The organism is Niallia taxi (assembly GCF_032818155.1).
Lineage (GTDB): Bacteria > Bacillota > Bacilli > Bacillales > Cytobacillaceae > Niallia > Niallia taxi_A.
In genome coordinates, this window is the sequence record NZ_CP102590.1 from 130,674 (window position 1) to 155,277 (window position 24,604).

Below are 24,604 nucleotides of genomic sequence, written 5' to 3' on the forward strand. Positions count from 1 at the left end.
ACATTCATGTTTGAGATAAGCTAGAATTCCCGAGGAGATGAACGTATATATAAGCTGTAATATTAAAACAGAATAAAACCGAACAAACTAGACTTGTTCGGTTTTATGAGTTGATATTACTAGTATTTATTATACTTCTCTATGAAACTAGCTTTAACCCAACTGCTGCACCTAAAACCATTGCGATAAATATAAGTCTTCGCCAGTCTTTGGACTCCCCGTAAAGAATCATACCAAGTATTGCTCCACCTGAAGCACCAATTCCTGTCCAAATGGCGTAGGCAGTACCCATAGGAAGTGTTTCCATTGCGTATGCAAGGAAAACAAAGCTTAATCCAAATCCAAGAATCAGTAGTAGGACAGACTGCCAGTTGCGGTCTTTATGCAATTTATTTATCATTGTTACACCAAACATTTCACAAATTCCTGCTGCAATTAAAGCGATCCAGGCCATGTTAAGATACATCTCCTTTTTGCGTTTTATCCTTTGTTACTAATTTCAATCCGATTACTCCTGCCAACAAAAGCAGGATCAAAAGAACTTTTTCTATCTTAAATGGAACACCAAAGAATAGAATTTCAGTAAAAATTGTTCCAGCAGTCCCCAATCCTACAAAAACAGCATAAACTGTTCCGACGGGCAGTTTTTTTCCTGCCATAATCATGACGTAAAAGCTAATAACGATACATATAGCAGTTCCTGTCCATGTTAGAAAACTATCAGAATGCTTTAAGCCAATAACCCAAAATACTTCAAAAAATGCTGCAATAAAAACTTGAATCCAAGTGGAATTCATGTCATGCACCTCCAAATTTATTTTTGCCCGAAAAAAAAACAAAAGCCTGAGAGTAAACTGTAAACAGTTTCTCCCAGGCTTTTGTCCTTCCGTGACACAGCAATTGCTGTGAGTTTTCTCTCGGACCAGACCAGCAAAAATTGCTGCGGAACCCTAGAAAACATTTTCGAGCTATATAATTAATTTTTATTATACTGCTATCTTTTTATTATTCAAGGAAGATATAGTGGTGGAAAAAGGAGGTTTTTTCAAAAAAGAAGAGAAAAAGAGAGATAATGAGAAGAGAAGGGTTATTTTAACCCTTCTCGATTATTTATAAAACGGAATGCGCAGACGGCTTGCTAGCTGAATATTGATGCCAGCCACCGAAGCGAGTAATGTCCTTTCCTTCATCTACAGCCCATTGTTCACACAAAAATCCTTTAACAAATGTACCGTCTTTAAGTTCAATCGTACCAATGCTAAGTGGTGATGGGATGAGTGATACGAAAGCACCAAGTTGTTCAACAGGCATTTCCCATAATTCGAGATCAATTTCAGCTCCATTATGTGGTTCACGAATGAGGCCTGGCTTTGCTGGAGCAGTATTTAATGCGATCAGCTGATAGTTTGCAGAAGTTTTAGTCTTTCTTTTAAATTTGGCATCATGCTCCTTCATTTGCACTTCAAGGGGGTACCCTTGCATGTGCAGGCCACAAACTGCAATCGTGACCGTATTTGTTTGCGCCGGCACAGGAGGCTCATTTAAAAATTTTTCTGCAAGACCTGTAATAAGATGTTCATCATTAGCACCTGAAAATAAAGTAATTCCAAATGGCAATTTATCCTCTATAGGTTCAGAAGGAATGTTAATTGCAGATAAATCTAGTAAATTACAATGATTTGTATATAGTCCCATTTGACTGTTTGTTTGAAGGGGATTACTGCGAACCTCAGCTCGTGTCCATGTTCCTCCAGCAGTAGGCATTATTAATACTGCATCTTCGAGCTGGAGATGTGCTTTCCGTTTTGATGCTTGCAGCTTATGCATTGCTTGAAACAGAGAGGAGGCAGTATATGCTGATTTGGCACCGGTGCGTAACAAGGTTTCTGTTACAGTCAGGCTTGAGTTTGGATGCTCCTCAATAAACGCTCCTAAATCAGACCATCTTTCTGCAACCCAAGGCCCATCATATAAAACAGATGCTGCTTCTAACAAGTAGCTTACATCTATCTTTTCGATAAGGATTCCGAGTTTGTTCATTTTTGTTAAAGCTGTTTGCCAGGCTTGTTCATATTCCTTTGCAAAAGGTCCGTAAAATTCAGGCAAATCCTCTGGGATTAATAGGCGCTTAGGCAGGGAGGAAGGCTCTCTCTTTACAGTCTTTGACCAAGGATCTTCTTTATCAAAGCCTCGAACAACTTCATCCACAAAAACAGTGTCTTGAAGATTATTAGAAAAAACAGTGACACAATCTATGCTTGCACATGCAGGGACAACCCCTTTAACTGGCCATGCACCAACACTTGGCTTGAACCCGATAAGTCCGTTTAAGGCTGCTGGGACACGACCAGAGCCGGCAGTATCTGTTCCAAGGGAAAAGGCTGCTTGACCGCGCGCCACAGATACTGCAGAACCAGAGCTTGAACCACCACTGATTAGCTCTGGTCTTAATGCGTTTTGTGTTTCGCCGAAAGGACTTCTCGTGCCGACAAGTCCAGTGGCGAACTGGTCTAAATTTGTTTTTCCAATCGGAATGGCGCCTGCATTAATTAAGCGTTGAACAATAGTGGCACTTTTTTCTGGTGTATAGGCAAAATCAGGACAACCAGCAGTTGTTGGAACGCCTGCAAGATCAATATTATCCTTGATGGCAAAAGGAATACCCCATAAAGGTGACTTTTCTCTGTCGATTAAATCGAGATTATCAATATAGGAACGAATAAAGCTCCAGGAAGGGGGAGTAATCCAAATATTGAATTCTTTATCAGCCTCTGCCCGTTCGATAATAAGCTCTATAAGTGCTTCAGGCGTTAACGTGCCGTTTTCATATCCTGCCTGAATTTCATGAATGGATAATGTCTTTAGGGAATTTGTCTGCACTTAAATCACCTCTTTCTGCTCTTTTTATTGAAACAATTAACTGGCCTGCATATACCTCATCACCTGGGGCAACATGAATAGATTCAATGGTTCCATCAAAAGGAGCTGCTTGTGGAAATTCCATTTTCATGCTTTCTTCAATTATTAATGTATCGCCTTTTTGAACGCGGTCTCCAGATGAAACTAGTACCTTCCAAACACTTCCTGGCATGGAGCTGCGCACAGCTTCTGCACCATCTGGAAGTACTTCCTCTGCAGGCTCAGCTGTTTCTTGCTCTGACACATACTCTGCCAACCCAAGCTCCTGCCATCTTTCACGCTCTTCATGGAAGGCGGCTTGCTGTTTGCTCCGGAATGTATTTGTACTTTCCTCAATTGAGGATAGAAATGCTAAATAATCACCAAGCTTAAAGGTTGTTTCGGTTATATCAATTTCAAATCTTCCGCGCAGGAAGTCTTCGCGCATTACTAGTAATTCATCTGCACTTACTGGATAAAATGAAATTTGATCAAAGAAGCGAAGCAGCCATGGCTTTCCAGCCTGAAAGCTTTCTGTTTCCCGCAATTTGTTCCATACCTGAACAGTTCGGCCGACAAATTGATAGCCTCCTGGTCCTTCCATACCATAAACACACATATAAGCACCGCCGATACCAACTGCATTTTCTGGTGTCCAAGTTCGGGCAGGATTATATTTTGTTGTAACAAGACGGTGGCGCGGGTCTACTGGTGTTGCGACAGGTGCGCCAAGATACACATCGCCAAGGCCAAGAACAAGATAATTGGCATCAAAGACAATTCGCTTCACGTCTTCCATATCATTTAATCCGTTAACACGTCGTATGAACTCTAAATTACTAGGACACCAAGGAGCATCAGGTCTAACATTCTTTTGGTATCTGTCGATAGCCAATTGTGTTGATGGATCATCCCATGAAAGGGGAAGGCGGACAATACGTGATGGCACTTCAATTTCCTCTAATGGTGGGAGTGAGTCATTGATAGAAGCAATCATGTTGCTTAGTTCTTTAACTGTCATTTTGGATGCATCAATATGAATCTGCAGTGAACGTATGCCTGGTGTCATTTCAATGATAGGCAAATCAGTTTCTTTTTGCATGGCTTCCATTAAGGCATGAACTTGAAAACGCAGCAGTAAGTCAAGCTCCATCTCACCATATTCGACTAACACATGCTTATCACCAGCCGCTCTGATTTTCATCGGAATTCTTCCTGTTGACTGTTCCAGTAAAACAGGGTAATCGCAGGGAAGCTGGACAATATCCTCGGTAAGTGCTGGCAGAACCGCTACTTCCCTTTCTCCAATGCTTTGAAGATATTGCTCCTGCGAGTCGCGAAGCGCTTCTGCCTCTTCCAGTGTAATCAGCTTGAAGCGGATTTTGTCACCAGCATGAAGCTGGCCAATTTTCCAAAATTCTGCTGAAGCAGTTGTGACAGGGCAAACAAATCCACCGAGACTTGGCCCATCAGGACCGAGTAATATCGGCATGTCACCAGTTAAATCAAGTGTACCAACTGCATAAGCATTATCATGGATATTTGATGGATGCAGTCCAGCTTCACCACCGTCACTGCGTGACCACAAGGGAGCAGGACCAACTAAGCGAACTCCTGTACGTGAACTGTTAAAGTGAACCTCCCAGCTTGTATCTGTAAGCTGCTGCAAATATTCAGGCAACAAAAACTCTGTTGTGCAATGCGGACCAGGGATGACACCAATTGTCCATTCTTTAGTAATCACTGGTTTACGGTCATTTATGACTGCAGTATAAGCAGGCAGGGAAGCATCGTTAACAGATAATACGTCACCAGTTCGTAATGCTCTGCCGCCATGTCCACCAAAACCACCAAGAGTAAAGGTTGCAGCACTGCCTAAATAAAGGGGCATATCCAATCCGCCTGCAATAAGGAAATACGTCCTCATACCTGTATCAGCTTCTCCGAATGTTAACGTTTGACCTCTTTTTGCATTGATTACAGTGTACATTGGCACTTCCACATCCCCAAGCGTGGCATGCATATCGGCACCAGTTAAACAGAAGGCAGTGTCAAAGCGGAAGCGGTATGTGCCGCCGCGGAGAGTTAACTCCAATCCTGATGCATTTTCGGTATTGCCTAATAGTTTGTTTCCAATTCGGAAGGATAGTGGGTCCATTGGTCCGCATGGAGGAACACCAACGTCCCAATGACCAATTCTTCCTGGCCAATCCTGCACAGTAGTTTGAATACCACCATCAAGCACCTCTATTGCTTGTTCAGCAGGTGAAAAGCCTTCAAGCATCCGCGTATAAACAAGTCCGTTTCGGCAATTGTCTTCCATTAAAAGTGCGCGAATGTAGGACAGATTTGTAGTGATACCATAAAATCTTGCCTCTGCTAGGGCTGTGTCCAGCTTATGAAGCGCTTCTTCCCGAGTGTCTCCATGCACAATAATTTTTGCAAGCATCGGATCGTAAAAAGATGTAACCGTAAGTCCGTCACGTACCCACGATTCTACCCGAGCATTTTCAGGGAAAACTACTTGATCTATCTGACCACCGCTTGGACGGAAGTCATTTAAGCAATCTTCAGCATAAATTCTTGCTTGGATACTGTGACCAACTGGTTTTTTGTATAATTGCTCAAGGCCACGTAACTCGCCGGCTGATTCTCTGACCATCCACTCGACTAAATCAATTCGAAGAACTTCCTCTGTCACGCCATGCTCTACTTGCAGTCTTGTGTTTACTTCAAGAAAGTAAAATTGCTCTGTGTCTGGATCATACAAAAATTCAACTGTTCCTGCACTGCGATAACCAACCTCTGCTGCAAGGCGCTTTGAAGCCAGCAGCATTTGTTCACGAACTGCAGAAGACAGGCAGGGAGCTGGACTTTCCTCAACGACTTTTTGATTGCGGCGTTGAATCGAGCAATCTCGTTCACCAAGTGCTGCCACCTCGCCAAATTCATTCCCAAATATTTGGACTTCAACATGACGGGCCTTTTGAATATATTTTTCTAAAAAGACGCCACCGTTGTTAAAGTTCGTTTGAGCCAGCCTGCTTACAGACTCGAAAACATTGCTTAATGCTGCTTCATCCTCGCAAACGCGCATGCCGATACCACCGCCACCAGCTGTGCTTTTCAGCATGACTGGATAGCCGATTTTTGCTGCTTCTGACAGAGCTGCTGAAAGCTCCGTTATAAGCTGTGTACCAGAAAGCATCGGAACATTTGCTCTTTCGGCAATTTCCCTGGCGGAATGCTTTAAGCCAAACAGCTCGATTTGCTCTGGTGTTGGCCCGATAAAGGCAATGTTATTCTCAAAGCAGGCCCGTGCAAAATCAGCATTTTCACTTAAAAAGCCATAGCCAGGATGGATTGCTTGGGCACCTGTTTCCTGCGCTATATTAAGAAGAAGCTCTCCATTTAAATAAGAATCCTTTGCAGCACCTTCACCAATCAGAATGGCTTCATCTGCCAAATCAACATGAAGGCTGTCTTGGTCAGCCTTCGTATAAACAGCCACAGACTGAATTCCCATTTTTCGAAGAGTACGTTCAATGCGAACAGCAATCGCTCCGCGGTTGGCAATTAATACTTTTGTATACATAGTTGTCACTCCTTTATCATTTATCCCAAACAAGCACTTGTATTGGGGTTGGGTTATAAGCATTACAAGGATTATTTAATTGTGGGCAGTTGCTGATTAACACAAGTACACGAGCTGCTGCTTCCATTTCTACATAATAGCCAGGAGCAGAAACACCATCAGCAAACGTTAAGCCGCCATCTGGTGTGACGGGAACATTCATAAAAAAGTTAATATTTGGAGCCAAGTCCCGTTTTGTAAAGCGGGGGTCATTGTTTGATAGCTGCAGCATAAAGGTATCTCGGCAGTTATGCATTGGCAGTGTTTCATGTGCATAGCGGACAGTATTGCTTTGAGCCGAACATGCGCCGCCGAGTGTATCGTGGTTACCACATGTATCTGCGACAATTTTCACTAACTCCTTGCCAGACTCTGATAAAAGGACAGAACCAGTCGTTAAATATACATTGCCTTGATTGGTAATCGTATTGACTGCACTATAATGGTCAATAGGATTCTCCGCATCATAAAAGAGCGTATCAGCAGCTTGATTTCCTTCTAAATCGACGATTCGCAGAACCTGCCCTGGCTCTAAAGTGTATGTCCAGCCATCGCCAGCCGGAATTGTTTCTGATATGAAGGCATTTTCCTGTTTACGTTCGCTTTCAACTCGGTAAAGTACTGCCATTATTGCATTCCTCCTATCGTAAGTGCTGAATAATTCCATGTGTTTTCAAAGGCACGCCTGTTTTCTGGACAATAATTGAGGCAGCAATCATCCTCACTAATTGGAGTCGCAGCTGTGACCTCCAGTTTTACTGGAACAGCAGGATAATTGGTGCTTGGATTTAAAGGATTCGGTGTATTGGATGTAATAAGGAGGACATCCATTTCTGTTCTTAGGACAATAAAGTCGCCTTTTTTTGCATGCTTAAGGGCATAATGCATGTTTCCATCCTCTGTGCAATAGACCTTAGAGAATAAATTGACAACAGGCACAAGATCACGAACAGTCATCCCATTACGGAACAATTCAACTGCAAAGTTCTCCTCACCACTGCGGTGCCAGTCATTTCTAAATTCCTGATAAGTTGTTTTGCCATAGCGCTCATCGACAAGTCGACGTGAGATATAGCCCGATATAGTGTCATGCCAGCCCAATGAATCGTCAATAATACTTGCAAGGACGCGGCCGTTATCACTCATCAGCACATTTCCCTTCGTTAAGTGAGAGGTATGCTGTGCCTTTAATGTATCTGGCATATTATACCTTTCAGCAGTATCTGCAGCAGAATACAAAAGCAGGGAAAGATTTGCACCATCCTCAGTTGCTGTAAATTTAATCGTTTTTCCACGGCTGATCACACCAGACCATTTTCCACCACCAGGAATGTTAATAACTGTATCCATAAATAGAACCTCCTTAAAAAAATAAAAGGACAAAAGCGTAAGAGAGATTATCATCTCCCAGGCTTTTGTCCTTCCGTGTATACAGCAAATGCTGCACGCTCTCTCTCGGACCTGACTTTAAAGAAAACTCTTTAAACGGAACCCTAGACAGCTTTTTGTTTTCAACGATATTGTGATTGTGAAAACCTTTATTAGATTGTTAATAAACTAAAGTATAACTATTCTGAAAATAAAAACTACTAATCTGTCAGATTATCTGACATAGTTTTTTGTTGCAGCAATTTTTTCCTTGTTGTGGAGCTTTTATCTTTTGATGTTATCCATGCTTTTCTTATGGCCATGTAAATAAAGCCAATAATAAGCCAAGCCAATCCATACATGAGTGTTTGTTTATTAAGCAGTGTCAACAGCCAGCATATAAAACCAGCGCCAATTAAAGGGAAAACAAGATAGACAAAGGTTCCCTTCAAGGAACGTTCTTTTTGCTTAATATAGTAGTGTCCAATAACAGAAATATTCACAAAGGTAAAGGCAGTCAAAGCACCGAAGCTGACAAATGTTACAGCTGTATCAAGATCAAAAAAGACAGCAGCGAAGGAAATTACTCCGACAAAGATGATGTTAGCAACAGGAGTTTTGTATTTTGGATGAATGGCTGTAAACAGCTTCACAGGGAGAATCGATTCACGACCTAAAGCGAACAGGAATCTGCTCACACTTGTCATCGAGGAAACTCCTTGAGTGAAGGTAGCAATTATCAACACCATAATAAAGATAGAGCTTAATAGATTACCACCAACAAGCTGAACAAGTGCGTATGCAGCATTATCTGGATTCGAAAATGCAAAGTTAGGAAAAGCAACTTGTGTTAAATAAGAAATTGCAATATACATGACAGCCGCAATAAGGACGATCAGAAAAATTGCTTTCGAAACGGTTTTTTCCGCTTTTATTGTTTCTTCAGACATGGTAGTGACTGCATCAAAGCCAAGAAAACAGAAGCAAATTAGGGAAGCACCAGTGAATACTGCGCTTAATGAACTATGATCACTTAAAAACGGTGCAAGGGAAAAGAGCGAGCTAGCAGCAGTGTCACCAGAAAGAACATCCTTAACAATTAATGCACAAAATAACACGATAAAGGCAATTTGCACAAGGACAGATATACCGCTGATACGGGCTGCAGACTTAATGCCGATGATGTTAACAATAACTAGCACGATGTTCATGATAATAATCCAAACGAATACCGGAATAGAGGGGAATTCTGTATTCATAAAGATACCAAACGTTAAAATAGCAATAATAGGGGAGAATACATAATCTAATAAAAGTGCCCAACCGACTAAGAAACCGACCTTCGGATGAATGGATTTTTTTGTATACGTATAAGCGGAGCCAGAAATAGGGTAAGCCTTTACCATGCGGCTATAACTGAAGGCGGTGAAAAAGATCGCTATAAAAGCAATCAAATAAGCAGGAGTCATCATGCCATCTGCAGCTTCAAATGCCACTCCATAAACGGTAAAAAATATCATTGGTGTCATCCACGCAAGCCCCATGAATACAACTTGATGGAGCTTTAAGGTTTTTGCGAGTGTCGGTTTTTGATTAATCATATTATTCATCCTCTTTTCCAAAATAAATTTGAAAAAATAAAAGCCCGGGAGAATTTTTATACAAAATTCTCCCGGGCTTTTATCCCTCCGTGTATACAGTATTGCAATACCGTACGCTACCTCTCGGACCAGACGTTTTACAAACCGGAACCCTAGGCGGCATCTTTGTTCTATGACAAGAACCAATATTAATTGATAGTTATGAGTATAAAGACAAAAACCAAGACGTCAATTAAGTTGTCAGATTATTTAACATACTATTTTTGAAAATTTAGAATATACAAATAAAAAGATAACGCTCTCATTATGATGCGCAGAGCATTTTTAACTAAAATTACTTCTGTTAGGAAAGAAAGTAAACAACATGGCTTTTACCTTAAAGGGGATTTTGGGAACTTTTCTAATATTGATTCGTATTAAGTTGTAGCGAAGTTTAAAAATTGCAGTTCTAAACTACATAAATATGGAGGAATCTATATGGTCGAATGGGTTCAAAGCACAGATGGGTTGTGGCAATATTTTGCCTTATTTATTATTTCGTTGTTACCATTTTTAGATGTTTTTTATATAATTCCAGTTGGTATTCTTTTTGATATGTCACCAATTGCAGTTGGAATTATTGCCTTTTTAGGTAATTTTTTAATGGTGTTAGTTTTCGCGATATTTTTTAGACAAATAGCTGAATGGCGTAGGAAAAGAAAAGCGAAAAAAGGAATAACAGAGCCATCCAAACGAGAAACACGAGCCAAACAAATTTGGGAAAAGTACGGTTTGCCTGTGTTTGCTTTGTTATCACCTTCTATCCTTGGCACAGACCTTGCTGCATTAATGGCACTTTTATTTGGTTCTTCTAGAAAGAAGGTTGTTACTTGGCTTGGTGTTAGTTTAGTTATTTGGTCTGTTGTAATGACAGTGGGCTCTGTTTATGGCTTGCAGTATATAAAATGGTATGAATAAACGGAAGCATTTTAGCATGAAGGATGGAGAGTAATTGTGAGGAATAAATTAAAAAAATCAGCAACAGATAAGGCGTTAACAGGTGTTTGCGGTGGAATCGCAGAATACTTTGGGATATCTTCATTTGCAGTGAGACTAATATTTATTGTTCTGTTACCTTCCAATATCATTATATATCTCATTCTTGCTAATGCGATGGCAGATAGTCCCCGCTCATTATAAGCGTAAATATATGTTGAACTCTTAAGGGAATAGTGAAATAATTTTATTAGTATAAAACTGGTTTGTGAGAGAGATGGTTGAAGTAATTGCTGCTAAAAATGTGTCTTCATTTTCAAAGATACCTTTATGTACTTATTATTTAGGCCGTCTTAAAGTAGGATTATTTAAAAGGGAAGGTATTATATGAGAATAATTCATTTGCTACTAGCCATCGTAATAATAGTTATAGGCAGTGTTTTTAGCAGTATCACTTTTAATGACGAATTAACTAATACAATCATTATAAAAACAATTGGAATTATTGTACTTATTGGCGGTGCTTACTATCTTAAGAAAAAGGTAGTTATGCGAAAAAAGCCAGCAATAATATTAAAGGACAGGGACAATGAAGGTTAATATTAGATTCTATGAAATATCAGATGCTCACATGAAGCTGCAGCTGGAATTAAACAATAAAGAGCATTTCGAAAGATGGTCACCAATTAAACCAAGTGAAACGTTTTATACTTTAGAGGGCCAAACAGATTGGATTGAAAAAAGTAGAGAAAAAGCAAAAAATGATGAAAGATACGATTTTGGTATTTTCCTAGAAGCAGAATTAATTGGTGCAATCAACTTTTTCTTTGTCGAGAGAGGCCCAAAGCAAACGTGCATGGTAGGATACCAGTTAGACTCCAAGCATAATGGAAAAGGCTATATGCAGCAGGCTTTAACGGAAGGATTGAAAATCATCTTTACAGAATTGAATTTTCATCGGGTAATCGCAGGTGTTAGCCCGCAAAATCCTGGTTCGATTAGAGTGTTGGAAAAGGCCGGATTTGTGCAAGAAGGCTTAGAGCGGAAGAGTCTATTGATAGATGGAGAATGGCGTGATCATATCCTTATGGCAATACTGGAAGAGGACTTTACCCATCATCCACAAAGGAGTTTCTAAACTGTTCTTACAATAATAAAGAAAATGGCTGTCCGTTAGCGGATAAGCCGTTTTTTTGCTTTTGAGGAATTCATGTTTATAAACAAGACAAGCAACCCTTTAAGCAGACAATAATTTTTAATTTACTGTTTACTTAAAGGGGGAGATTATTTAACAAATAATTTATTTTCGTTTCTTGCCTGCTTTAGCTGCTTCTGTATTAGGAACAGATTGTGGAGAATGGTGCTCTGCACTTCCTCCGTTCGAAGGCCCATATGTATGAGCATCATCAGTGACTTTTGCTCCTTCTAAGAAATCATCTTTTGTTTTCATCTCTTTCACCTCCCATATTGTTAGTATGTGATTTCATATTCATATTATTAGTTGGATTTGGATGGAGCAGGTAAAAATAAATTGAAAGACCCCACTCAATAGAGTAGGGTCTTATCATAAATGTATTGATTGTTTATCATGACTTCAAAAGAAGTGGTGCTTTATCTCCATTCTGTAATCGTATCAACAGGCAGACGATAAGATTGGAAGCCTTCATTTGCAGCTTTACCAATTGTTAGCAGCATAATTGGAATATAACGATCCTTTTCTAAACCAAAGCTTTCGGCAATTTGGTCTTTTTCATAACCGCCGATTGGATTTGTATCATAACCATGTGCACGAGCAACTAGCATAAGCTGCATGGAAACAAGACCAGCATCAAGCATGATAGTATCCTTCATTACATCATCTGACATATTTGCGTAGTAAGGTGTGAATGCGTTTATTTGAGCATCCTTAACTTCTTGAGGCATGTAGCCAAGCTCAACAGCATTACTGTAGATTTCTTCAGCATAATCAAAGTTTTTCTTGTCTCCGAAAATAGCAATTACTGCAGACGAGCTTAATACTTTCTCTTTATTAAATCTAGATAGAGGAGCTAGCTTTTCTTTACCTTCTTCCGTATCAATCACTACAAAGCGCCAAGGCTGCATATTAATGGAAGAGGGAGCTTTGGAAGCTTTCTCTAAAATTTCGCTCATTTCCTCACGGCTGATTTTTACTGTTGGATCATATACTTTAATGGAACGACGACCATATACAATTTCATTGAAGTCATTTGTTTTTTGGAATTTACTCATAATATAATAATTCTCCTTTAATATTATTTGATGTATCAATAGTTGACTTATCAATAATTGATATATCAAATAATATTATATTTTTGCTTCGATTGCAATCAAAAAGTATTGGAAAGATGTAATTTGCATTTTTTAAAAGGAAAAACCGAAGTTAAAAGACAAAATTAGCAAAAAAGAAGAACAGTGTTCATGGTAAAGGTGGTATGAAGAGCAATAATTTTATAATATTTGGATAGTTTTAAATAATTGTAATAGAAATATAGTTTTTTCTATTATAAACTGTTATAGCAGTACTATTTATTACTAATAATTCATTTGGTAAACAGAAAAGGAAGAAATAATATGAAATTATTTAAACGAATGATTTTAAAACGTCCTGCCGAAAAACGGCTTATCTATTTTTATACAATAGTATCTATGGATGAGCAGGTTTGGTTGCTGCGCGATGAAAATGGTGATTTGTTAACGCTGGAAGAAGAGGGCGATTTTGAATTTTCATTGCCTGTTTGGCCAAGGAGAAGCTTTGCGGAGATGGAGGCTGAAGTGATAGGTGGGAAGTATGAGGCATTCAACATTCCATTGAATGAGTTTATGGATGATTTACTTGTTGAAATAGAAAAGGATAATGGCGTGGCTGCCATATTTCCAAGTGAAAAAGGGGCAATCCTGCAAACTCGTGATGAGATAAAAGAAATGCTTCGTAATATATAAAGGTTTTTTTACTTTTTCTCTTGAAATAAAAGTAGCATGATTGGTAAAAAGGGGCTAATTCAATCCATTAGTCCCTTTTTTGTTTTCTAAGATTATTAGCCCATTTATTAAAATGGTACTTGAATTAATGTAAAGTGTATTATACATTGTGTATAAGAAACTTTACCTTATGTCAAACTAAATATACAAAGGGTGATGATGGATGACTTATCAAGAAAAGAAAAGTATTGTATCAATAGTCAGTGCTGTAATCATTTTTGTATCATTTTCTTTTTGGATGTACCCACAATATCCAATAGGGGGTGTGCTAGAAGATCAGTTTCTTCACTTTTGGGGCAGATTCGTTCTGCTTTTGACACTAGTTTCCATTATTGCACATATCATTATCAGCATTATTTTTAACATCATATTTAGTGTAACAACTAAAGAAAAGCAGCCATCATTTGAAGATGAGCTCGACAAGTTAATTGCGCTTAAAGCAAATCGAAATTCCTTCTTTATTTTTATCCTCGGTTTTCTTTCATCAATGACAGCATTAGTAATTTCACAACCATTGCAAGTAATGTTTATCATCCTAATTATTTCAGGTTTCCTTGCTGATGTAACTGGATCAGTTACAAAATTTTATCATTACCGGAAAGGAGTTTAATATGGGAAAGCATCTTGTCGGCAATCATATTAGAAGATTGCGATTTAACCATAATGAAATGACACAGCAGCAATTGGCTGACAAGGCAGGCGTGACAAGACAAACTATTGTGGCACTCGAAAAAGGTAACTACTCCCCATCTTTAGAATTAGCCTTTCGTATTGCCCATGCTTTTGATTTGCCATTAGAAGAAGTTTTCTTTTACGAAAAAGACAATTAATAATTTTTTAGTTGTGCGGTTTCAACGTTTTTGAATTTATTAACGAGAAGGGGATTTTTATGAATTCAAACAAAAAAGCTGCTAGATTAGTCGGAATTCTGTTTATACTTGCTGCCGTTACAGCAGTCATAGGGCTATTACTATATGATCCGATTCTAAATGAATCAGATTATCTTACTGCAGGTGCTGAACATTCAAGACAGGTAGTATTAGGGGCAGTTTTGGAATTAATACTTGTTGTATCAGCAGTTGGTACTGCTACAACGATGTATCCGATATTGAAAAAGTATGATGGAACAATCGCACTTTGGCATGTTTGCTTCCGGTTTCTTGAGGCTGTTGTTATTATAATCGGAATAATCAGCGTGTTGGCATTACTAACATTAAGCCAGGAATATATAGCGGGTGGTGCGCAAAATTCTTCTGCCTTTGAAGCATCTGGAACCGTACTAAAAGCGATACATGAATGGACATTTTTACTTGGTCCGAATTTCATGCTTGGCATCAACACAATGATGTATAGTTTTATCTTTTATAAATCGAAGCTCGTACCGCGGTTTATCCCTATAATAGGAATGACAGGTGGAGCGCTCGTATTTATTTGTTCTATTTTAGTAATGTTTGATGTGATTGAACAAGTTTCAGTCTGGGGTGCTTTATTAGCTATGCCGGTAGCAGCTAATGAAATGATTCTAGCAGTTTGGCTTATTACTAAAGGCTTTAATGATGCCCCACTTCTAAAAATGATAAAAGAGAAACAAAATATGAGCAGTTAATATTATCGGTTTAATAAACGATTGTTCATTTATCTGCAAAAAGCCTGCTGGTTGAAATGAAAAACAGCAGGCTTTTTGATGTTTGGATGATACTCTTCATTTTGATGAAGAAAAAGCAATGCAGGAATTTCGTTGAATGATTTCTGTATTCACAAGGGTTTGTGTTCCGCCATAATTATTGCTAGAAATGGATTGAACAAGCTTTTCCACTGCTGTTTTTGCCAGTACATCTTTTCTGACTTGAACAGTTGTTAATTCAGGACTAATAATGTTTGCTTCATATATATTGTCAAAGCCTAAGACAGAAACTTGTTCAGGTACTTTAATGCCAAGCTCATGCAATGTTTTAATTGTACTTATCGCCATATAATCATTTTCGCAAAAAAACGCTGACGGAAGACTTTTAAGGCTTGCAATTGATTTTTTTAATGATTCTTGAGATAAAACCTGCATCGGTGCAACCTCAAAAACGTACGATCCATTCAAGCTAAGTCCATTTTTGTCCAACGAATGCAGGAATCCTGCCTCTCTTTTTGAAAAATTGTATATACGTTCATTTGATTTAATAAAGCCAATTTTTCGATGACCTAGCTTGTACAAAAACTCTCCAGCTTGAAATCCGCCTAGAAAATTATTTATGGACACAAAGCTCATTTTAGAAGCTTCGAATAAAGTATCCAACACAACAATGTTAGGGTGTATGGATTCAACTTCTTCAATCTTCTCTAGCGGCAGGTCTGTTCCCAACAGAAGAATACCTGCTGATTCTTGGTCTGCTTCCAATTGAGATAGGTTACTTTCTAGTTCATGTATGTTTATTGAAGATATGGCTAATGTATATCCATTTTCCCTCACAATATCAGTCAAATAATTAAGCAGTTCTCTAAAGAAAGGCTGGGAATCGTATTGGTCTGTAATTACATCTGTATTTTTACAAGCGACAAAGCGAATAATATGGTTCTTCTTTAAAGGGCTATCATTCCTTTTTTTAACGGTTCTAGGTGTATAGCCGTGAATAGCTGCTGTTTTTAAGATATGCTCCTTTGTTTGTTCACTGATGCCAGGTTTATTATTAAATGCCAAAGAAACAGCTGATTTAGAAACACCGGCTAATTTTGCGATATCATCGATTTTCAATCGTATTCCTCCTATATATACTATCGTTCCTTAATTATACCACCACTATTCTATTTAGTTTAGTATAGTTTAGTAAAACAATGGGAGGGAAAAAACATATTGCTTATAAATTATTTTATTATTTATAACTAATGATGCATGTAAGTGTATAACTATTTGCCGATTAAACTTTTGAAATTGAATGAGCTTTTAGAGGATGGATGTTTTAAGTTTATATTATTTTGGTAGCCTGCTTCTTTTTATTCTGTATTCCTTTTATTAGGATTTTTTTATACAAGTGCTTATTAGAGAGTTGTTTTAATAAAAGATTTGAAAAAACGCTTACAACGCGATATGGTGTTAACAGGTTAACTAGCAGTTTTAGGTTTAGTAATTTTAGGAGATGAATGTATGGAAAGTGTTGTATTAAAAGAATTTTGTGCAGAAAACCTGACCAACATTCCTGCTGCAATAAAAGCGGGAGCAAAAAGAATTGAACTTTGTGACAACTTAGCTGTAGGGGGAACGACTCCATCTTATGGGGTAATTAAAAAAGCGGTTGAGATAGCCCATAATGCCGGTGTCACGGTTATGACTATGATCAGACCAAGAGGTGGAAGCTTTGAATATAGTCATGCAGAGGCAGAGATAATGGCAAATGATATTGAAATATGTGTGCAGCTTGGTTCCGATGGGGTTGTATTTGGGTGCTTGGAGAATGGGTGGATTGATGAAGAGTTGACTTCTCAGTTGATAAGTAAATCAGAAGATATGGAAATCACTTTTCATATGGCATTCGATGAATTATCAGAAGAAGATCAGTTTAAAGCAATTGATTGGCTTGCTGAAAAGAAGGTTAGCAGAATTTTGACACATGGTGGCAGTGCAGACCAGAGCATTGAAGCTAACTTCCCACATCTAAAGAAGCTAATTAAATATGCAGGTGACCGGATTATTATCTTACCAGGTGCTGGTGTTAATTATCAAAACTTAGAAGGTCTATTAGATGCTTTGCAGGTGAAAGAAGCACATGGAACAAAAATAGTAAAGCTATGATGAGTATATTAAAGTATCCCCCTTCCACAAAATTGGAAGGGGATATTTCTACTTATCTTCTTTAATAACGAATAACACACCTATTAAAATCAGGATAGAACCTATCCAAAACATAAAGCCGATTTTTTCATCTAATAACAGCCAACCAAGCAATGTTCCCACTACTGGCTGAAAGAAGAAATAAATTCCGCCGCTTGAGGCATTAAGCATTTGTAATCCACGGTTCCAAAGAAGAAAGCCGCCTGCTGTTGAGATAATACCTAAATATAATAGTCCGCCCCAAATAGTCGGATGAGTCAGTTGTATCATATTCAACTCAGGTAAACGCGGTAAAACAAATGGTGTTAGCACAATAAGTGCGACCAAAATAGAATAGGTTGTTACTACAATTTGCGAGTAACTGCTTGGAATGCGTTTCACTAGAACAGACATAAGTGCCCATGTTAAGGCAGCAATCACAAGAGAAACCCCGCCAAGTGTGCTGGACAAATTGATATCCCCTATGCCAACAATAAGAATAACTCCTATTGTGGCAAGGCATACTGAGATTCCTTTTTTAATAGTTAAGCTTTCTTTAAGAATGAGGCGGGCAAAAATAACCATAAATGCAGGTGTTGAAGCTGTGATGATTGCCCCCATTTGCGCTGTTGACAGCATCGTCCCTGTTTCTTGTGCAACAATCGAAATCGCATTGCCTATAATCCCAATGGCAACGATTATCCAAATAAAACGCTTTTCGATTCGCCATTTTTGTTTTGTCACAAATCCTATGAGGAGAAGTGTCAAAATAGCAATTAAATAGCGCAACCACACAAGCTCAAGTGGGGGAATAACCGCCACCACAATCTTCACGACAACATACATGCCGCCCCAAATACTAGAAGCAAGAATTAAATATAAGGAACCTAATAAGGTGTTTTTCATTTTTTATACCCTCCGATATTTTGTTTAAGGTCAAAGTTGCCCCTATCGGAGAGATTCAGTCATTTCCCTCCATTAGAAGCTGAAGGGTACTGCTGGTACGTCATTTTCAAATAAAGGAGTCCAATACATGTTTTTCTCACCTCATATCACTTAGTGTATTACTTATATCCTATCGTATTTTACTAGATTTTCACAGAGGAAAACCTAGAAAGATATTGATATACTCCATCTTCATCACAAGTGAATTCTGTTACATCATTAACGATTTTTTTGATCGGCTCTGCAGCATTTTTCATTGCTACCGCATAATCAACAAACTCAAACATTGGCAGATCATTATAACTATCCCCAATTGCTAAAATGTCTTCTTCTAATATCCCGAAATGAGCCAGCATCTGCTTAATGCCAGTTGCTTTATTTACATTTGCGTACATCAATTCCACATTATGGCTTGAAGAAGTTGACGTAGTAAAGTCAGTTTCTTGCTTTAGTTCGTTAAGTATATCTTTCCATTCATTAATATGCTCTTTTGTTCTTGCAAAGAAATAAAACTTCGAAAACATATTTCCTTCAATAGAATCCTTCCAAGCAATCTCTTCTTTTATTGCTTGTTTACGTGAAAGCCATTCATTAATCTCAACACCTTCGGGCTGTGGATCTCTAATCTCGTTTTGAACATAATCTTTATCTTGATTTAATGTGATACGTGCTGAATCGTATGGAAAAAGCTCGTAATATATTTTATTTAGTCTTGCCTTTTCAATAACTGATTCAACTAATTCGCGAGAAAGGGAATGCTGAAACACAGGCTTATCCTCGATATATCCTGCCATTCCATTTGATGTAATAAAGCCATCTACCTGGAATCCTTCCGGAACTAGTTCGGCTATCTCATCGAATGCTCTTCCTGTCGCAATAAATACAAAGATTCCTTGTTCCCGTAAATTATCAATAATTTCTTTCGTTTTCAAGCTGACTTTATTAAATGAAGTTAAAATTGTACCATCCATATCTAAAAAAATTGCTTTAGGTTTAAAAGACAAGGTTATTCCTCCTATATTGCACTGTTTATTTGTGAGCATTTTTCGTAAGTCTCCATATTATAACGACTATTTACAGTTAATTGTAAACCATTTTGCCTATATACTTCGTTATTTTTTTGTAAAAAATGCTTTGCGCTCATTTGTAATCCATTTTTCTAAATCATCTGAACTGCGCCGCACTAGACGATTAACTAATACATCATGCCATACATAATCCTCTAAAAGATAAATATGAACAGGATCATCTGTATAAAAAGCAATACTTCGCTCCTCAAAGGATGGTCCGTACAGCATTTCTTTTGAATCAATAGATATGATGAACCAATGCTCAGTAGAGGAAGTCTCTGTAAAAGGAGTAATCCGGTGGCTCTCTAAATTATTTAGCGGATTCTCTACATGAATGGTTATCCCTTTTAAGGAAACTTTATTGGAAGCTTCTGCAAGATCATCCTGCAGCTCACTGTATAAATCATCCCATATGGAAATAATAATCTGCTTTTCAGCTTTTTTAATTAATGTTTTACAATAGCTAATTATTGTTTGATAGTCCTTTAATGTAATTACCCGATTATCTGGTTCATTAGCAGATGTTTCAAGCTCCCTCAATGAGTCGTTTAAAACATCATAGGTATTTTCCCATTCTGATTGTGCTTTTTGAAGAAAAATTTCAACAGGGAGGGGGGAATAACGAGCAGCATCATTTATTTCCTCTTTTAAGACAATCCCTTTTTCGACAAGCGTATTTAAAACATCATAAATTCTAGCTCTTGGAATGCCTGAAGCCTTGCTGACTTGATAAGCAGTAGCTGGTCCTAATTTTACAAGCGCAACATATGATTTAGCCTCGTATTCATTAAAGCCTAGTTTTTTGAGCTGTTGTACAATATCGCTCACAATTTTTATCCTCCAATTATTCCTGTACTATAGTTTAACGATACAATAACTATTTACATTTATCAAATGATTAGTTACTATTTTGATAGTGACTAGTGAAGGAAGTGTTCAATCTTGTTTGATATAGACCTATCATTATTAATAATTTTAATTATTTTTGGATTTTTAGCCGCATTTATTGATTCGGTAGTAGGTGGCGGTGGACTGATTGCTTTGCCTGCATTATTATTTACAGGATTGAATCCAGCTGCTGCAGTTGCTACAAATAAATTAGCTTCTACAATTGGCTCGTTAACTAGTACATATATGTTCTATCGTTCTGGGAAACTTGACATAAAATCAGTATATAAATTATTTCCGCTTACCTTTATTGGTTCCATGCTGGGAGCTTGGTGTGTTCACTTAATGGATCCCGAAATGCTGAAACCATTGATGCTTATCATGCTTGCAGCAGTAGCGATTTATACTATCTTTAAGAAAGATTGGGGCAGTATTTCATCACCAAAAAGCTTATCTCCTCGCCACTACATCATGTTTTTAGCTGCCATTTTCGCCATTGGCTTTTATGATGGATTTCTTGGTCCAGGTACAGGCTCGTTTTTAATGTTTGCCTTCTTATTAATTGGATTTGATTTTTTAAAGGCTGCAGGAAATGCTAAATTCTTAAACTTTGGCAGCAATATTGCTGGCTTATTGATGTTTATGTTCCTAGGACAAGTAAACTATACATATGGATTAATTATGGGAGTTGCCCAACTGGCTGGTGCGATTTGTGGTTCAAGATTTGCTATAAAGAAGGGAAGCAGTTTTGTACGAGTATTGTTTATTGCGGTAACCTGCTTATTATTAGTAAAAAATATTTATGATTATATTCAATAAACTTTTAATAACTAATGCTTTCATGCCATTTTACACTACATATTTTTGAGATTAAGGCTGCCATAGGGCTGCCTTTTTTTCATTTTGAATAGTTGATGAAAAGAAATCATACAAGGGTAAATTGATTTGTGTGGTTTCATCTGTATATTTGTAATTCAAAATAGTAGATCGATTTATTAATAGAAAAATTAGTTGAATCAATCAAAAACAAAATAGGTGGCTTAATAAAGGATAGTAGCTTATTCAGTATTTTCATTTTTCCATAGTATGTAAGGATATTAAATCTTTGTATAGGAAAGGAGAGAAAAATGAGTTTACTGAATTTAATTAGTAATGGCGGTTTTGAAACAGGAAACTTGAATGGCTGGATTTCTTCCTCCAATGCAACCACGACAAATCAATTCTCAAATTCAGGCACATACTCAGCATTGCTTCCACAAGGAACAGAAACCTCTTATATTGGTCAGTTTGTTCCTGCTAGTACAGGAGATGCACTTGAATTGAATTTATCATTAGCAAGACCAAGTTCACTTCCTGCACCTGCAGTGTTAATTCAGATTTTCTTCTTTAATGCAAGCTTTCAGCAGTTAGGGACAGGCTTATCAACATTTATTCCAGCAAACAGGCTTCCAAATGCTCAGAATAGCACATGGCAATCAATTAATTTAACAACGGTTGTAGCACCTTCGGGAACAACTCAAGCATATTTGCTTATCAACTTAATACCTTTACAGGGTGGTTCTGGTGTTTTAGTTGATGATGTATCGTTGTTGACTGCTATTGGGATTGTTGGTCCAACTGGGCCAGCAGGTCCGGTTGGTCCGACAGGAGCAACAGGTCCAGCAGGAGTAGCCGGCCCAACAGGAGCAACGGGTCCAGCGGGAGTAGCGGGTCCAACGGGAGCAACAGGTCCAGCGGGAGTAGCGGGTCCAACAGGAGCAACAGGTCCAGCAGGAGTGGCCGGTCCAACAGGAGCAACAGGTCCAGCGGGAGCAGCCGGTCCAACCGGAGCGACAGGCCCAGCGGGAGTAGCGGGCCCAACAGGAGCAACAGGTCCAGCAGGAGTAGCGGGACCAACGGGAGCAACAGGTCCAGCAGGAGTAGCGGGTCCAACAGGAGCAACAGGTCCAGCAGGAGTAGCAGGCCCGACAGGAGCAACAGGACCAGCGGGAGTGGCAGGCCCAACGGGAGCAACAGGTCCAGCAGGAGTAGCCGGCCCAACGGGAGCAACAGGTCCAGCGGGAGTAGCGGGTCCGACTGGAGCGACAGGCCCAGCCGGAGCAGTCGGAGCAACCGGAGCGACAGGTCCAGCCGGAGCAGTCGGAGCAACGGGAGCGACAGGTCCAGCAGGAGCAGCCGGTCCAACGGGAGCAACCGGTCCAGCAGGAGTGGCCGGCCCAACGGGAGCAACAGGCCCAGCAGGAGTGGCAGGCCCAACGGGAGCAACAGGTCCAGCGGGAGTGGCAGGTCCAACAGGAGCAACAGGTCCAGCGGGAGTAGCAGGCCCGACAGGAGCAACAGGGGCAACAGGCCCAGCCGGAGCAACGGGTCCAGCGGGAGCAACAGGTCCAGCAGGAGTAGCCGGTCCGACAGGAGCAACAGGTCCAGCAGGAGTGGCCGGTCCAACAGGAGCAACGGGTCCAGCGGGAGTAGCCGGCCCAACGGGAGCAACCGGCCCAGCGGGAGCAGCAGGTCCAACCGGAGCGACAGGTCCAACAGGAGCAACAGGGGCAACAGGCCCAGCCGGAGCAACGGGTCCAGCGGGAGTAGCCGGCCCAACAGGAGCAACAGGTCCAGCAGGAGTAGCCGGTCCGACAGGAGCAACAGGTCCAGCGGGAGAAGCGGGCCCAACCGGAGCAACGGGTCCAACAGGAGCAACAGGGGCAACAGGCCCAGCGGGAGAGGCCGGTCCAACGGGAGCAACAGGCCCAGCGGGAGTAGCGGGACCAACGGGAGCAACAGGTCCAGCAGGAGTAGCCGGTCCAACGGGAGCAACAGGTCCAGCGGGAGAAGCGGGTCCAACGGGAGCAACAGGTCCAGCGGGAGTAGCCGGTCCAACGGGAGCAACAGGCCCAGCGGGAGAAGCGGGTCCAACCGGAGCAACAGGTCCAGCGGGAGTAGCCGGTCCAACGGGAGCAACAGGTCCAGCAGGAGTAGCAGGCCCAACGGGAGCAACAGGTCCAGCGGGAGGGGCCGGTCCAACAGGAGCAACGGGAGCAACAGGCCCAGCGGGAGTAGCCGGTCCAACGGGAGCAACAGGTCCAGCGGGAGAAGCGGGACCAACCGGAGCAACAGGTCCAGCAGGAGTAGCAGGCCCGACAGGAGCAACAGGTCCAGCGGGAGAAGCGGGTCCAACAGGAGCAACAGGTCCAGCGGGAGTAGCGGGTCCAACAGGAGCAACAGGACCAGCGGGAGTAGCGGGTCCAACAGGAGCAACGGGTCCAACAGGAGCAACTGGGGAAACAGGCCCAGCGGGAGTGGCAGGTCCAACGGGAGCAACCGGTCCAGCAGGAGCAACAGGCCCAGCGGGAGTGGCAGGCCCAACGGGAGAAACGGGTCCGACGGGAGCAACCGGTCCAACGGGAGCAATCGGTCCAGCAGGAGTAGCGGGCCCAACGGGTCCGACAGGAGCAACAGGCCCAGCGGGAGTGGCAGGTCCAACGGGAGCAACAGGTCCAGCAGGAGTAGCAGGCCCGACAGGAGCAACAGGTCCAGCGGGAGAAGCGGGACCAACCGGAGCAACAGGTCCAGCAGGAGTAGCAGGCCCGACAGGAGCAACAGGTCCAGCGGGAGAAGCGGGTCCAACAGGAGCAACAGGTCCAGCGGGAGTAGCCGGTCCGACAGGAGCAACAGGTCCAGCAGGAGTAGCGGGTCCAACGGGGGCAACAGGTCCAGCGGGAGCAGCCGGTCCAACCGGAGCGACAGGTCCAGCGGGAGAAGCGGGACCAACCGGAGCGACAGGTCCAGCAGGAGTACCGGGTCCAACGGGAGCAACAGGTCCAGCAGGAGTAGCGGGCCCAACAGGAGCAACAGGTCCAGCAGGAGTAGCCGGTCCAACAGGAGCAACAGGCCCAGCGGGAGTAGCCGGTCCAACAGGAGCAACAGGCCCAGCGGGAGTAGCGGGCCCAACGGGAGCAACAGGTCCAGCAGGAGTAGCGGGACCAACGGGAGCAACAGGCCCAGCGGGTCCAACCGGTCCAAGTGGTTTGCCGTCTGTAGCAGCTTTATTTTATGATCAACCCACTACTACCTTGGCAGTACCGTTAGGAACAGAAACAACAGTCAATACGGTGAGTGTTCCTGTTACTGCAGGTAATGAAATTAAAATAGATACTTCTCAGCAGGTCGCGGTTGTAACTACTGCAAACTGGGCATTGTCTTTTAATATTAATATTAGGAGAAATGGAACTCTAATTACGCAACAGACAATTGCTAGAAGTGGAAACACCGCAGGGACTCAAAAGTTTATTGGATCAATTTCCTTTGTAGATGTTCCCCTTGCGACCGGAACTGACACTTATACAGTAAGTATTCAAACAACAATTGCTACATCCGTTACTTCTGCTACCTCTGAGCAGAGATTAATCAATATTACCCGATTTGTCTAATA

The 24,604-nt window shown here is 40.8% G+C and carries 24 protein-coding genes and 3 riboswitches; of the genes, 11 read left to right on the forward strand and 13 right to left on the reverse strand.

Annotation, left to right across the window (positions count from 1 at the left end; genetic code table 11):
* Positions 1 to 139 precede the first annotated feature (139 nt).
* The 7 genes from NQZ71_RS19820 to NQZ71_RS19850 form a co-directional block, all read right to left on the reverse strand.
* Positions 140 to 454, reverse strand: a complete 315-nt coding sequence (locus NQZ71_RS19820) for a DMT family transporter (RefSeq protein WP_144456697.1) — start codon at positions 452 to 454, stop codon at positions 140 to 142.
* 1 nt (position 455) lies between these two features.
* On the reverse strand, positions 456 to 797 hold the full coding sequence (locus NQZ71_RS19825; protein WP_127739146.1) for a DMT family transporter: 342 nt from the start codon (positions 795 to 797) through the stop codon (positions 456 to 458).
* A 68-nt stretch (positions 798 to 865) separates the two neighbouring features.
* Positions 866 to 965: riboswitch (guanidine-I (ykkC/yxkD leader) on the reverse strand.
* 145 nt (positions 966 to 1,110) lie between these two features.
* Positions 1,111 to 2,880, reverse strand: coding sequence for an allophanate hydrolase (gene atzF, locus NQZ71_RS19830; protein ID WP_317012177.1), 1,770 nt, complete (start codon positions 2,878 to 2,880; stop codon positions 1,111 to 1,113).
* Positions 2,843 to 6,493, reverse strand: coding sequence for an urea carboxylase (gene uca / locus NQZ71_RS19835; RefSeq protein ID WP_317012178.1), 3,651 nt, complete (start codon positions 6,491 to 6,493; stop codon positions 2,843 to 2,845). The genes atzF and uca overlap by 38 nt, the downstream gene beginning before the upstream one ends.
* Before the next feature lie 16 nt (positions 6,494 to 6,509).
* On the reverse strand, positions 6,510 to 7,160 hold the full coding sequence (locus NQZ71_RS19840) for an urea amidolyase associated protein UAAP2 (RefSeq protein WP_317012179.1): 651 nt from the start codon (positions 7,158 to 7,160) through the stop codon (positions 6,510 to 6,512).
* Positions 7,160 to 7,882: an urea amidolyase associated protein UAAP1 gene (locus tag NQZ71_RS19845; protein WP_275007261.1), complete on the reverse strand. Its 723-nt coding sequence runs from the start codon at positions 7,880 to 7,882 to the stop codon at positions 7,160 to 7,162. The genes NQZ71_RS19840 and NQZ71_RS19845 overlap by 1 nt, the downstream gene beginning before the upstream one ends.
* A gap of 52 nt (positions 7,883 to 7,934) precedes the next feature.
* Positions 7,935 to 8,040: riboswitch (guanidine-I (ykkC/yxkD leader) on the reverse strand.
* Between the two features lie 81 nt (positions 8,041 to 8,121).
* The gene (locus tag NQZ71_RS19850) at positions 8,122 to 9,501 is read right to left on the reverse strand and encodes an APC family permease (protein ID WP_317012181.1); all 1,380 of its coding nucleotides are present in this window, start codon (positions 9,499 to 9,501) and stop codon (positions 8,122 to 8,124) included.
* Between the two features lie 66 nt (positions 9,502 to 9,567).
* A riboswitch (guanidine-I (ykkC/yxkD leader) is annotated at positions 9,568 to 9,668 on the reverse strand.
* A gap of 310 nt (positions 9,669 to 9,978) precedes the next feature.
* On the opposite strand from NQZ71_RS19850, the gene NQZ71_RS19855 reads away from it, so the two are divergent.
* The 4 genes from NQZ71_RS19855 to NQZ71_RS19870 all read left to right on the forward strand — a co-directional run bounded on the left by NQZ71_RS19855 (position 9,979) and on the right by NQZ71_RS19870 (position 11,614).
* On the forward strand, positions 9,979 to 10,458 hold the full coding sequence (locus NQZ71_RS19855; RefSeq protein ID WP_275007260.1) for a small multi-drug export protein: 480 nt from the start codon (positions 9,979 to 9,981) through the stop codon (positions 10,456 to 10,458).
* Between the two features lie 36 nt (positions 10,459 to 10,494).
* Positions 10,495 to 10,680 carry a PspC domain-containing protein gene (locus tag NQZ71_RS19860; protein ID WP_144456683.1) on the forward strand — a complete coding sequence of 62 codons (186 nt, stop codon included), beginning with the start codon at positions 10,495 to 10,497 and terminating at the stop codon, positions 10,678 to 10,680.
* A gap of 183 nt (positions 10,681 to 10,863) precedes the next feature.
* Entirely contained in the window at positions 10,864 to 11,076 is a 213-nt protein-coding gene (locus NQZ71_RS19865) for a hypothetical protein (RefSeq protein ID WP_317012183.1), read from the forward strand.
* The gene (locus tag NQZ71_RS19870) at positions 11,066 to 11,614 is read left to right on the forward strand and encodes a GNAT family N-acetyltransferase (RefSeq protein WP_317012184.1); all 549 of its coding nucleotides are present in this window, start codon (positions 11,066 to 11,068) and stop codon (positions 11,612 to 11,614) included. Before NQZ71_RS19865 ends, NQZ71_RS19870 begins: the two co-directional genes overlap by 11 nt.
* Before the next feature lie 162 nt (positions 11,615 to 11,776).
* Here the strand turns inward: NQZ71_RS19870 and NQZ71_RS19875 are convergent, their stop codons facing one another.
* Complete coding sequence (locus NQZ71_RS19875; protein WP_164849822.1) at positions 11,777 to 11,926, reverse strand: hypothetical protein; 150 nt, start codon at positions 11,924 to 11,926, stop codon at positions 11,777 to 11,779.
* A 161-nt stretch (positions 11,927 to 12,087) separates the two neighbouring features.
* Positions 12,088 to 12,726 carry a nitroreductase family protein gene (locus NQZ71_RS19880; RefSeq protein ID WP_144456677.1) on the reverse strand — a complete coding sequence of 213 codons (639 nt, stop codon included), beginning with the start codon at positions 12,724 to 12,726 and terminating at the stop codon, positions 12,088 to 12,090.
* A gap of 342 nt (positions 12,727 to 13,068) precedes the next feature.
* On the opposite strand from NQZ71_RS19880, the gene NQZ71_RS19885 reads away from it, so the two are divergent.
* From NQZ71_RS19885 to NQZ71_RS19900, 4 genes are all read left to right on the forward strand, one after another.
* Positions 13,069 to 13,437, forward strand: a complete 369-nt coding sequence (locus tag NQZ71_RS19885; RefSeq protein WP_186304112.1) for a DUF2750 domain-containing protein — start codon at positions 13,069 to 13,071, stop codon at positions 13,435 to 13,437.
* Positions 13,438 to 13,639: 202 nt separating this feature from the next.
* Positions 13,640 to 14,086 carry a hypothetical protein gene (locus NQZ71_RS19890; protein ID WP_275007250.1) on the forward strand — a complete coding sequence of 149 codons (447 nt, stop codon included), beginning with the start codon at positions 13,640 to 13,642 and terminating at the stop codon, positions 14,084 to 14,086.
* 1 nt (position 14,087) lies between these two features.
* Positions 14,088 to 14,306 carry a helix-turn-helix transcriptional regulator gene (locus tag NQZ71_RS19895; protein WP_144456671.1) on the forward strand — a complete coding sequence of 73 codons (219 nt, stop codon included), beginning with the start codon at positions 14,088 to 14,090 and terminating at the stop codon, positions 14,304 to 14,306.
* A 59-nt stretch (positions 14,307 to 14,365) separates the two neighbouring features.
* Entirely contained in the window at positions 14,366 to 15,082 is a 717-nt protein-coding gene (locus NQZ71_RS19900; RefSeq protein WP_275007246.1) for a DUF4386 domain-containing protein, read from the forward strand.
* Positions 15,083 to 15,178: 96 nt separating this feature from the next.
* Here the strand turns inward: NQZ71_RS19900 and NQZ71_RS19905 are convergent, their stop codons facing one another.
* Positions 15,179 to 16,219 (reverse strand): LacI family DNA-binding transcriptional regulator, encoded by a 1,041-nt coding sequence (locus NQZ71_RS19905; protein ID WP_144456667.1) that lies wholly within the window; start codon positions 16,217 to 16,219, stop codon positions 15,179 to 15,181.
* A gap of 390 nt (positions 16,220 to 16,609) precedes the next feature.
* Between NQZ71_RS19905 and NQZ71_RS19910 the strand changes: the two genes are divergently transcribed.
* The gene (locus tag NQZ71_RS19910) at positions 16,610 to 17,254 is read left to right on the forward strand and encodes a copper homeostasis protein CutC (protein ID WP_317012185.1); all 645 of its coding nucleotides are present in this window, start codon (positions 16,610 to 16,612) and stop codon (positions 17,252 to 17,254) included.
* 48 nt (positions 17,255 to 17,302) lie between these two features.
* Here the strand turns inward: NQZ71_RS19910 and NQZ71_RS19915 are convergent, their stop codons facing one another.
* From NQZ71_RS19915 to NQZ71_RS19925, 3 genes are all read right to left on the reverse strand, one after another.
* Positions 17,303 to 18,178: a DMT family transporter gene (locus NQZ71_RS19915; RefSeq protein ID WP_144456664.1), complete on the reverse strand. Its 876-nt coding sequence runs from the start codon at positions 18,176 to 18,178 to the stop codon at positions 17,303 to 17,305.
* 182 nt (positions 18,179 to 18,360) lie between these two features.
* Positions 18,361 to 19,221 (reverse strand): HAD family hydrolase, encoded by an 861-nt coding sequence (locus NQZ71_RS19920; RefSeq protein ID WP_275007238.1) that lies wholly within the window; start codon positions 19,219 to 19,221, stop codon positions 18,361 to 18,363.
* A 108-nt stretch (positions 19,222 to 19,329) separates the two neighbouring features.
* Positions 19,330 to 20,115 (reverse strand): TrmB family transcriptional regulator, encoded by a 786-nt coding sequence (locus NQZ71_RS19925; RefSeq protein ID WP_317012186.1) that lies wholly within the window; start codon positions 20,113 to 20,115, stop codon positions 19,330 to 19,332.
* A 111-nt stretch (positions 20,116 to 20,226) separates the two neighbouring features.
* Between NQZ71_RS19925 and NQZ71_RS19930 the strand changes: the two genes are divergently transcribed.
* Both NQZ71_RS19930 and NQZ71_RS19935 read left to right on the forward strand, forming a co-directional pair.
* Positions 20,227 to 20,994, forward strand: coding sequence for a TSUP family transporter (locus tag NQZ71_RS19930; RefSeq protein ID WP_317012491.1), 768 nt, complete (start codon positions 20,227 to 20,229; stop codon positions 20,992 to 20,994).
* A 308-nt stretch (positions 20,995 to 21,302) separates the two neighbouring features.
* Positions 21,303 to 24,602: an NTTRR-F1 domain gene (locus NQZ71_RS19935; RefSeq protein ID WP_317012187.1), complete on the forward strand. Its 3,300-nt coding sequence runs from the start codon at positions 21,303 to 21,305 to the stop codon at positions 24,600 to 24,602.
* Positions 24,603 to 24,604 lie beyond the last annotated feature (2 nt).